The sequence below is a fragment of the Pseudomonas sp. AC112 genome (genome assembly GCF_979253545.1).
The window spans coordinates 4,845,808-4,857,920 of record NZ_CEEDCM010000001.1 but is presented as its reverse complement, the minus strand read 5'-3'; the positions used below and the strand labels follow the sequence as shown (position 1 = coordinate 4,857,920).

Below are 12,113 nucleotides of genomic sequence, written 5' to 3'. Positions count from 1 at the left end.
CAACGAGAGGTCCTTTCCCAAGCCTTACAAGCTGATCTGCTTACGCTCCTCATCCGTCAACCGCGCCCGCGCCTGTTCGCTCAGCGGCCCCGCGCCCAGCACTTGCACCGGGCTGTCAGGGTTGTAGCCGGAGGTTTTCTGCGCCGGTTCCGGCTCCCGTGGCAATGGCTCGCTGCCCAGGCTCAACACCTCGACCGTCATGATCGAAGGCCGGCCTTGCTTGGCCGCCGCCTGCTGACTGCGCGCTGCGTCTTCCGCCGCCTGGGACGCCGCCGCCCCGGCCGCGCTGGCCGAACTCATGGCGCCGGTGTTGACGGTGGCGGAGACCGGCACCCCGGACGACTTGCCCTGGGTCTGGATGTTCGCTGCGTTCACCACGCGCAAGGCGGCGATGTTGACGTTGCCCGACACACGAATGCCCGCCTCGCCCGCGTCGATGGTGCCCAGCGGCGCGATGAGATCGATGTCCCCGGCCGGCACTTCCGGGATCGGGTTGAGCGTGGCGATCCCCGCGCCAGTGCTTGGCACCGACGGCGACAGGCCGACGTTGCCCCAGTTGTCATAGACACGCTTGGGCGGCGTGTACACAACGGTGGTCTTGGAGCCACGGCCGGCGTTGATGTCGCCTTCGCTGGTCCAGCCCATGATCGAGCCGCCAAAGGTGGTCATGATGCGGCTCTGGCCGAGCAAAATGCTGCCCAGGGAATACAGCTGGATATCCCCCGCGCCCTGGGTGATCACGCCCGCCGTCGACGGTGGGGCCGCGCCTTCGATGCCGAAGGTCTGGCTGCCGCCTGGGGTGAGCATCTGGATCGAGCCACCGAAGTTGGTGTGCACCCCGGCGCCGCCGAACAGGGTGATATCGCCTTTGTAGGTGATCGGGTTGCCGGCCACGTCCTTGTCCGGGAACAGCGCGGCGATGGCTGCACGGCCCCGCACATAACTGCCTTCACGCACGCCGCCGTCACTGTTGTACTCGCGGCCAGCGGCCTTGAGCTCGGCGAAGTACACGTCACGGGCGAACACTCGTTGTTGCACGGCGGGCAGCGCCGCGTAGTAGCTGCGGGCCTGCTCGGGGCTGCCGATGAAACCGAAGCGCTCGGCGAGCCAGCCGACCAGCTCGTTTTCGTAGGTCTTGGCGACCTTGCCGCCCTGGATCGACTCGCCGGGTTGCGCCAGGTTGACCGGGTTGAGGTAGGCCTCGACAAAACGCAGGTAATCCGGGCCATTGGGGCCGACGCCGGCTTGCATCACGATACTGGCGCCGGGGCGCGTGTCGCCTGCCGCCACGGCGCCCAGGCTGGTAATGCCGACCCTGTCGTCCATCAGGATATTGTGGCCGGCGGTGATTTCCAGGTTGCCGGGACCGGCAACGTTGAAGCTGCTGTAGAGGATATCGCGACCGGCACTGACGATGGAGACATCGGTGGCGCCGTTGTGCACGAACAGGTTGCCGGCGAGGGTGTATTGCCCCGTCCCGAAGTCGCCGCCGCTGGCACCGCTCAAGCCTGTACCACTGCTGACGATGTCCCGGCCCGCACGCATCCACACCGCGCCCGCGCCTTCGTAGTAGGTCTGGCCCAGACGCGGGTCATCAGCGCCGGTCAAGGTGATAGTGCGCCCACTGCTGACCCCCAGCAGATCGCCCGTCAGGGCATAGAAGCGTGCGGGTTCCAGGCTATTGCCCCACGCCGTGCTGGCGGTATTGGGACCAAAAGCAAACAACGGGAGGGCATTGCCCAGGCGGGCCACGTTGCCATCGGCAGAAACGGTGCCGCTGCCATCCACCCGAACACCACCGATAAACCCTTGGACGGCTGGCTTGAAGACAGTCGCCAGGCTGTCCGGCGCTGCGCTGGAGCGGCTGATGATCAGGTCGCCGCCGTAGATCGAGTCCGCCGCCAGCAATTGCAGTTGTCCCTTGGCCGATGGCGCCAAGACCATCGACTTGAGTGGCTGCGGCGTCTCCGGGTTGTTGGTGGAGGCACTGCCGTAATACAAGCTGCCGCTGGCGGCCACGGCACGCAAGGTCGCGGGATAGACCGCCGCCATGTCGGTTTCCACCGCCTGGGTCAACGGCGTGAGGTTGCCACCGGCTGAAAAGAGGTCGATGGCCGTGCGATCGGTCCACAGGCTGAACCAGGTCTGCCCGACACCCGTGACCCCGTCTTTCTGGTAGGCCCACAGGTTCATCTGCGGTGCGCGACCAGGGTCGGCCACGTCCTGCAGCACCAGGTCTCCACGGGTGGATACGCTGAAGGTCGCGTCGCCCGGCAACAGGCTCCAACCACCCGCCGCGCTCGCAGAAGTCGAGCGCATCGCGTCAAAGGCGCGAACCTCGCTGGGGCTGTGATCCACCGCTCGCGAGCCGTAACGCAACGCCAGGCTACCGAGGCTGCCGCCGGTCAGTTGAACGTGCCCGCGCAGGTCCACCACCGCACCGTTAAGCTGCCCCAGAACGATCTGGCTGCCAGGGTTTACCGCCCCACCGACCCGAACGTTCATGTCGCCGCCGCCGGTGAGTTGCAGGCTGCCATCCGCCGCGACCCGGCCGGTGCTACCGACCGCCAGCACCAAGCCTGTGCTGCGGGGGCTGACATTGCGTGCCACGTAGCCGGCAGCCAGCGGCGCGATAATGCCCGCGTCCCCCCCGACGTCGACATTCAGGTTGCCACCGCCCAATGTTCCAAACCCGGTAAAGCCCACCATCTGGTCGGCGGCACCCGGTACAGGCGCGAATGAGCCGAAGTTGATCCACCAGGCAGTGCCTTGTGCCTGGCTGCCGCTCAAGCCGTTGCCCTGGCGCCACAGCCAATTGCCGACGTTGGTCGAATCCTGGCCAATGTCCAAGGTTACCGGGCGCCCGGCACCACTCCCCGCCTTGCTGGTGACGTTGCCGGTCAGGTTGCCACCCGCCTTCACCAGCAAATTGCCGCCGTTCTCTGGGTACCAGGCGCCGGCAGGGCTACCCGGTGTAGCGGCGGCAGAAGTGCCGGCGGTGTAGACACCGAACAGCGACTCCATGCTCAAGTTGCCTGCGGCCAGCAGTTCCAAGTCCGCCGCGCCGGTACGGATCACGCTGAAGCGCGTGCTGCCGCCAACGATCTTGCTCGGGCCGTAGACGCCATAATGGCTGTCGGCCAGGCGCAGATTACCGGCCTGCGGTTGCGACTGCAGCGCACGGCTGTCAGCCGCCTGGGTGTCGGCACCCGCCAGCAGGCGCATCGACCAGGCCTGGGAACCGTCGGGCAGCATTGGCGCCGCCGCCCACAATTTGCCTTGCCCATTCGCCCCTGGCACGCGCAGTTGCACCGAAGTGGCATTGCCCGGCAACTTGACGTTGGTGCCCACCGGCAACAACGCCCCACGGGGCAGCAGTTTGGTGCCACTGAGAATGACCGTGCCAGTAGTGCCCAGCTTGCCGGGCAATGGCACGCCCGCAGGCCAGGTCATGATCCGCACACTGGTGAGACTCACCAGCACGTTGCCCGCGTCCAGGATGCTGCCGTTCGCCAAGTCCAGAGGTTCGGTCAGGTGTGTGCCGGCCGGGTGTATCACGTTGCCTGCGGCATCACGTACAGCGCCCGCCAAGACCGTGCCGGCTGGCAGTGTCAACGCCGCATTGAGTGTCACCGCCGTGGGTAACCGAGTACCGGCTGGCAAGCTGCGGGCCTTGATCGTCACGTCGAAATTCAGCGTCACGCCCGCGGGGAATGTCGTGCCGTCCGCCAGCATCGCGCCGTTGCCTGGCACCACCACGGTACCGCCGGTGAAATCGATGCCGGCGCGCAGTACCCAGCCATTGTCATCATTGGAGGCTGCGGGCGCGGCGAAGCCGTCGTTGATACTGCCGTAGATGTTCAGGTCGCCACCGGCGCGCAGGGTCAGGCTGCCGGCTTCGGTCACTGCGTGAGTCGGCGACTTGAGACTGGCGTAGCGATAGCCGGACAGGTCCAGATCACCCTGGACGACCAGGTCGCCGTCAGCGGTTTTGCTGATGATCTCGACGCCCGGACGCAGGTGGAACGTGTCGCCGTAGGTGGCGTTGTTCAGGCCGGCCAACTTGTTTTGCACCAGGTCATTGTTGAGCAGTGCCGCATTGATGAACGCCGTGCTCAGCGCGTGTTTCTGATCCAGGTAGGCCTGGGTGATTTCCTGGTACGGCCTGCCACTGGCTGTCGCATCGGTCTTGGCTGGGGCATCGTCATACGTGACCATGCCGTTAAGGGCGATGGAGCGTGCACCCTCGATTGTCAGGCGCCCACTGGCGTCGATGGCAATGTCATTGCTGCCCAGTCGCGGCGCATTCAGCTCCAGCGTGCCACGGTTGCGCCCATCGTTGCCGGTGGCGTCGGTGCCATGGCGCAGGTCGATGTGCACGCCATCGGCCAGGGTCAGTTGGCCGGTGCCGGACCCCAGCATCACGATAGCGCGGTTGGGCGAGTCGATGATCTTGCCGTAGCTGTCCACGCGCAACTGCGTGCCATGGGCGTCGAGTACGGCGCTGCCGTCCAGGGTCAGGCCATTCTTGCCTGCCAGGTTGATGCTGCCGACGCGCTCGCCGCTGGCATCCACCCGGCCCGTCACACGCAGACTGCCGTTGTCGACCGAGACGTTGACGGTGTTGGCCTTGACGTCGCTGCCGATGATCAGGTCGCCCTGCTTGAGCTGGAAGCTGCGCGCACCAAAGACCTGCCCCTGGTTGAGGCGCTGGTTGAGTGCCGCGAACTGGTCGCTGAGGCTACCGCTGCCGCCCAGGCGCTGGGCCTGTATTTCCACCGCACCGGCCAGGTACGGCACCCGCGTACCACCGGCGTCGTAGTCACCGCTGCTGCCGGCAAGGACCTTGCCCGCCAGGTCGACGGTACCCGCCGCACCGCCCACCGCGACGGCGCGCAGTTTACCGGCCTGGTTGTACTGTGCCGACAGGTCGATGGTGGAGCCCGCACTCTGTCGTACATTCCCTTCGCGACTTTCCAGCAGTACCTCACCGCCTGCGCTGTATTGGGTCAGGTCGTTGAACGCGATCGCGTGGCCGGACACATCAACCAACGCGGCGTCGGTCAACACCACATCACCACGGGCACCGAGGGTGACCTTGCCGCTGGGCAGGACCACCGCACTCGCCAAGCGCAGGCTATCGCCCTGCAGCGACAACTCGCCGCCAAGGCCGTCGACCTTGCCCACCGGGCTGCCCGACGCGCTGATATCGATGGCCCCACCGGCGGTGATTTTATTCACCGAGCCCGCTGCGCCGGTCATCAGCGGCGTCAGGATATTCAGGTTCCCGCCACTGTAGGCAAAGCCCTTGATGGCGTCGTAGGCGCCCTGGCTCTGGTACACCGAAAGGCTGCCCTTATGGTTCGCGGTGATGCGGTCGCTGGCCTTCAGGTTGACGTTGGCAAACCCCAGGGCCAAGCGGTTGAGGCTGGCGGTAGTGCTCGCCTGGGCGAACTCGCCATACCCGAATTCGATGCGCTCGGCGTTGATATCCAGGCGCCCGCTACCGGTGCCCGCACCACCCGCCACCACGGTGCCAGGCGCTGCTTCGGCGCCCTGCCAGATCAGGTTGGCGGTATGGATGGTCGCCACGTCATTGGCACCGCCAGCGCCGTAGACGGCTGGCGTGGAGAGCATCAGGTTATTGAGCAGGGACTTGCCGGTCACCGCGTCATAAGTGTCCAGGGTGGTGGTGCCATAGAAGTTGAAGCTGTCCCGTGCCGACAATTGCAAGGTTTCCAGGCCAGGAGCGCCGAATTGAGTGTCGCCACGCAGCAGGCGGTCGAGTACGGCCTGAGTCAGGGTCAGGCCCGCGGGCAGACGGTTGGCCGCGGCAGCGGCAGCGAGCGCTTCGGGGCTGCCGACGTTGATGCTGCTCAGTCCCAGGTTGAGATGGCGGGTGCCGTAGCGCACCTGATCACCCATTTGTAGGGTGCTGTCGGTCAAGACGGCGATGGTGCCTTCCGAGTACAAGGCCGTCGGCCCACTGCACGGCGCGCTGTTGCACACACCTATCTGGATGCCTTGGCCCACTTCCGATTGCTTGGCGGCGACGACGTTGAGCAAGCCATTGGACACCGCCAACACGTTGGCCATGTTGTAGACAAAACCGTCGCGTGCGTCATAACCGACCTTGCCGCGCCCGATGGTGTTGATCGAAGCGCCTTGCTCCACCACGATACTGCCGGTGGAAGCGACCAGGAACACTTCCGGCGCCGCCAGGGTTGCGCCATCGCGAAGAATCAGCGCACCTGTGGTGCCCGCCGCCAGGTTGATGTAGTTGCCGCCCTGGCCATAGTTGACCACCGTCATCCCACCGACCAGCAAGCGCGAAGCGCCCAGCGCATTGAGGCTGTCTGCATTCAGGGTGACGCCATTGAAACCACTGGTGACGCCCCGCCCTGCCCCGACGATTTCAATGTCGGTGTCGACGCTGCTCGAGTTCCTCACGGACACGCTGCCACCGTAACCGCCGGCAGCCGCCTCAAAGCGCCCGATGCCCTGAAACGAGAAGGCGTCCTCACCCGCGCCCGAACGCAGCACCAATTGCAAGGTCTTGGCGTCCACCGGCAGCAATGCCCGAGGTACGCCGAGCCGGGCAGCATCCGCTACAGCAAATTGCGCGTAGCCGGTCTCGTTGTACTGCGAGTAACGGCGCAACGTATCGGCGGAGGTCAGGATCACTTGGCTGTCGAGGCTGTTGGCGATACCCGTGTTGGCAATCGACAACCGCCCCGCCGTGGACCAGGAGCCATTGCGCATCGCCTGCGCCGAACCGTCGCTTGCCCCTGCGGCGAGCCCGTTGATTTCCACCCGGAACGCCCCCGGCATCAGGGCATACGTGGAGGGCATCAGGGTATAGGTGCCTGCCGCCAGCCCCGGCACACCGGCGCCGATGGTGATTTGCTGACCGATCAGCGGGTCGACCGCGCCCCCCTCCGGCGCCACCGGGGCATAGCCCGGTTGCACGCCCGGCACAATCGCGTAGACCGGGTTGGTGCCCAGCCCCGGCAGGACAAAACCGCCGTTCGCACCGAATTGCACCAATGGGTTGTAACGCGCATCCGTGGAACCACCGCGCCCGGAAATAAAGCCGGCCCCCAGCAATTCCCCGCCGCCCGACAGATCCAGGGTCGCGTCCGGCAGCACCGCCACGGACTGCCCGCCCAACGTCACGCCAACCAACAGGTTGCCGGCATTGTTCGCACCGCCCTGGCCAATGAACGTCACGGTCTTGCCGTTGTATTTGTAGATCTGGCCGTCCACGGTCCCGCCGTACGGCAGCACCAGGCCCTTGCCGCTCACCGAGGTGAGGCTGCCGGGCAGCAACTCCACGCGGGTGGAACCCAGCCTGCCGATTTCAATCAGCCCCAGCGGCGCACGGACCACACCACCCTGCTTGATGGTGGGGCCGCCCAGTTGAAGGCGGCCAAACACCGAGTACGGCATGGCCGCATTGCTGTTACCGGTGCGAGCAATGGTCAGGGTGCGCGTTGGGTCGTAGGTGAAGCCAGTGTCGACGTCTTGATTATCCAGGAAGCCTGCCAGCACCCGCGCCCCGACTTCGGTAGCCGGGTACAGCTGCGCCGCGCGCAGGGTCATGTCACCGCGCGTCATCAGTTGGGTGCTGATGCCTTCGGCGATTACGTCCGCCCCGGCACCGGCCAGGAAGCGCAGGTCGCCCTGGCTGGTCAGTTGCACATCATCGAACCCACGACGGTCGACATTCACCAGGCTGGTGTCGCTCAGCGGCAGGTTGCTGTTGTTGCCGAACAGCACGTTGCCGCGCACATCGATCAGGTTACCGCTGGCGGCAAACAGCGCCTGGCTGGCGCGTTGCGACATGCCGGTGGTCAATACCGGGTGCAGGTACTGGTCCTTGGCTTCCAGCGGTTCAAGGATGCCCGCCAACAGCAGGTACGGCGCCGACAGGTTGATACGGGAATTGTCCGCCGCCTGTTCCGTGAGGCCCATGGCGCCGCTGTACAGGCGCAGGCTTTGGCCCATGTGCAGTGACACGTCACCGTCAAAACCCAACAGGCCGTTGCTCAACACGGCGAGGTTGTCGAACCCGCCCGCGTTGACCTGGTCGACGCCAAGGCGACCATGACCATATTCCAGGCTGGCGGCCGCCGCGTCGGCGGTGTCCGGCAATGCACTGCCCTGGTGGGTCTGGCTCAGCACCAGTTCGCGCAGCTTGAGCACGCGGTCGGTGACTGCGTTCTTGGCGTAGTACGGGCTTTCCAGGGCCAGGGACAAACTACCGCCCGCCGCACCGGCGCCACCGGCGCGGGCGACAAAGCTGCCATCCAGGTACAGGCCGTTATTGGAGGCAAAACTGATGCTGCCGCCATTGCTTGCCACCTGTACCCGGCCCTGGCCTGGCACATCCAACGCCGCCTGGGTACCGGACGCGTCCAGGCGCGCGCCGTCGCGCACCACTACAAACAGGTCGCTGGCCTTGGCAATGCCGGTCGCCAGGTCGATGTCGCCACCGATGCTGATCTTGCCGCCGTTACGCACCTGACCGTAGACACCGCCACGATTGTTCACCGCCGTGACCGCCCGCGATGCGACGTCGATCAGCGCATTCTCGCCCACCCAGATCGAGCGGCCATGGCCAATGGCGTTGACCGCCTCGGACGCCTGGACCGTCAAGCCGCCAAGGCTGACGCTGCCCCCCCAGGCATTGAGGGTGCCGTTCAGGGTCAATTGGCCGACGCTGCGCAGGCTGATGCCCTGGCCGGGGTCGACGTTGATCACGGCGCCCTTGCCCACTGTCAGGGCCGTGGTGGCCAGTTCGGCGGCCGTCGAATCGCGATGGCCGGCAGTCAGTGCCAGGCTGGCGCCACGGCGCTGGGTCAGCACACCCTTGGCAGCGTCTTCCTGGTAAAGCGCCGGGGTCCAGCGCTCCAGGGCCGTCGCCGGGTCGCTGCCCGTTGGCGTGGCCGACGTCTGCTCGCCCAATCGGTAGACGGGCGTGGTGACATCCACCTGGGTGCCGTCCGTGACCAGCAGCCCTTCATTGCCAGTGATGTCGTACGCCGAGAAGCCCTTGTTGAAAAAATCCCCCGCCAGTTTCAGGGTATCGGCGGCGGGCGCCGTGCCGCTGTCGCCGATCTGCACCTTGCGCGCCTGCAACGCCAGGGTGCCGCCGCCCGTGATGCCAAAGCCACGAATCTCACCGCCCAGCGCCAGCGCACCGAGCGCCCCCAGGCTCACGTCGCCGCCCTTGCCGCCGATAAGCTTGCCCTCCACGCCGAGGGTGGCCCCAGAAGATGCATCCACCACACTGCCCTGCGCCAGGCTCACATTGCCGGTGCCGCGCAGTGATACCTTGCCGCCGTTGACATAGGCCACGCCGCTGGTGTCGGAAGGGTTCAGTGGCAGGTTGTTCCAGCGCCCGCTGGCATCCAGCTTGACGCCGCTGGCGACGTTGACCGTGCCCGCCCCCGCCGCAATCGCATCCTCAACGGCCCCGGCTTTAAGCGGGTTGACCTGGCTGAGCAGGTTGCCTGCGTTGATACTGCCGCCATGGGCCGTCAGGTTCGCATTGAGAGTGACCCCAGGCCCGAACAGGGTGATATCGCCGCCGTCCGCCACCTTGAGCGCGCCATTGACGGTGATCTGCTGTGTGGCGCCCACCTTGATCGCGCCCAGTTGGTAGCCACTGAGTTGGTTACTGTCGAGCACCATCTTGCCTTGGCGATCCGCCGGCAGTGCTGTGGTGAGGTCCAGGCCATCGGCAATGTTCTGCGTGTTGCTGTCGATCAGCACTTGGTCGGTGGCGCCACTCAGGGCGTAGCGCAGGGTGCCGGTGGTCTTGTTGTAGATCGGAATGTACTGACCAATGATCAATTGCGCCCGCTGGGCCATGGCCTTCTTGGATTGCTGGTAACCGTCGAGGTTGATAGTTGGCGCCTGGGTCTGGCGATCACCCTGGAATACATCGCTGATCAACTGGCCTTCCAGCACCGCGCTGGTGGTGCCGATCACCAGTTTGCCGGCATCGCGACCCACGGTGTAGCCGGCCTCATACCGGCGTTGCGGTGCAATCAGCGGGTTGTAGTAGTACTCGGTCTGGCCCCAGCGCGCGCTGTTGTCTTCATAGCCTTTGTAAAACCCCAAATAGAGGATGTCGCCCGGCGCCTTGGAGAGTTCATACAAGCGTCCGTTGGGACCCTTGAGCCAGGTTTGCTGGATGTAGCCGGCTTGCACGTCCACGGTGCCGCCGGACAGGTTGATCTGCGCGCCCTTCTGGGTCACCACATCGTTGCCGGTAAAGGTCACGGTGCCGCCCTGGGCCATCCATTCACCGACCGTGTGCCCCTGGGTGCCGAGGTAACCGCCGACTTCCAGCAAGCCGCCGGCGGTGTACCAGCGATCCGTTGCATAGCCGTTGGTACCCGCCGGTACAAACACCAGCTCGCGCAGGTCCACCCACACATCGTTGTTGATCAGTTGCCCGCCGTCGCGGTTAACCGGCGCATCGCGCTGTTCGTTGCCCTGCACGTTGATCTTGATGTTGTTGGATTCCATCGACACCTTGACGCCGACCGCGCCTGACACGTCGATCATCGCGCCATCGCGCACCAGGCTGCGCCCCGTCGCGCTGACCGCCACCTGGCCGCCGGTGGCCAGGGTGATCGAGCCTTTCTGGAAGTCCACGGTGCCGCCGCTGACGATCTCGATCCGCGACTGGTCGGTACGGTCGGCCACGGTGCTGAGGTGGTTGAACGGGCCGGTGATCAGGTTGGCCGGCGTGCCATCGAGCTTGATCAGGCCGTTGTCTTTCTGGCCGTTGAGGGCGGTGCTGCCACTGGCGTCCAGCAGGATCGCGGTGGTGCTGCCCTCGCCCAGGGTCACGCTGCCGGTGGTGTCGGTGGCAGCGTTGAGCAAATGAAGGGTGCCGCGCGTGTCCACCGACGTGCTGGCCAGGGCTACGCCGTTTTGCTGCACCTGGTGACCGGTCAGGGTGATGTCGCCGGTGGAGGCCATGATCAGGCCGCTGTTGGTGACCTTGCCGGCACTGCTGCCGGCGTTGAGGCTGGTCGCCACTTCATTGCCGCGCGTGGTGGAGCGGTCGTTGCCGGTGGTGCCGACACCCTTGCGGATGTAGAAGCTGTCACCCGCCGCCAAGGTCGTCTGGCCCTTGGCGGTAATGAGGGTGCCGGCGTTGTCCACTTCGGCGCCCAACAGCAAAGCGTAACCGCCCGCATCAGTGGACGTGGCCGGGTTGTGGGTCTGGATCACGGCGCCACGCTGCACCTGCACCTTGCCGACGGCATCGGTAAAGGTCGGCTGGGTGCCGTTGGCGTCGACGTAGATACCGCGCTGGGTGAACTGCTCGTCGGTGATGTTCGCCGCTGCGGCCACCAGGTTGCGCACATTCACCTGGCTGGTGCCGCTGAACACCACGCCATTGCGGTTCATGATCATCACCGTACCGGCGCCGTTGATCTGGCCCTGGATCTCGCTGGGCCGCGCATTCGGATCGTTGACGCGGTTAAGCACCGCCCAACTGGACTGCTGCTGGAAATCCACGGTGGTGTTGCGCCCGACGTTGAAGGTCTCCCAGTTGAGGATCGCCTTGTCGGCGGTCTGCTCGATGGTCACCGTGGTCTTGCCACCGGACTGGTTCTGGGTCGGGCCCTTGGCGTTGGTCCAGCCCTGGGTGAGGCTGTTATCGACCTGCAGGCCGCCCTTGCCCAAGCCATCGGGAACGTTCGAGACCTGGCCGAATGCCGCCTGGCGCCCCGCTGCTTGCGCCGCCTGTTGGGCCGCAATCGCCGCGACGCTGGTGTTCAAGGTGCTGATGGAGCGCGACAACTGCTGCTTGACGCGCGCCTGTTGGTTCAACGAAGGAATCCCCGGCACCTGGCCTGCGCCGGTACGCGCCGCCGTCGCCGCCTGGGACGCGCCCTTGTCGGCAAACCAGCCGGAACTGAACGCCGTCGCCGCCTGGGCATTCCCCGCCACCATCAACAACGCAATGGCATGGGCCAATGGCTTGAGGCGCAGGATTGTCTCTGGGGCTTTGAGGTTAACCGGTGATTTGCAGCGGACCATCTGGAATCTTCCTTCTTGGTGTTAGCCCAGGGGCAAGACAAGCT

The 12,113-nt window shown here is 65.6% G+C and carries 1 protein-coding gene; it reads right to left on the bottom strand.

The features are described 5' to 3' along the window. Positions 1 to 24 precede the first annotated feature (24 nt). On the bottom strand, positions 25 to 12,069 hold the full coding sequence (locus AC0IYN_RS22600) for a filamentous haemagglutinin family protein (protein ID WP_471843334.1): 12,045 nt from the start codon (positions 12,067 to 12,069) through the stop codon (positions 25 to 27). Between the last annotated feature and the right edge of the window lie 44 nt (positions 12,070 to 12,113).

Excerpts from the sequence above, each read along its gene's own strand:
- AC0IYN_RS22600 (WP_471843334.1), bottom strand. The coding sequence starts at position 12,069 with ATGGTCCGCTGCAAATCACCGGTTAACCTCAAAGCCCCAGAGACAATC.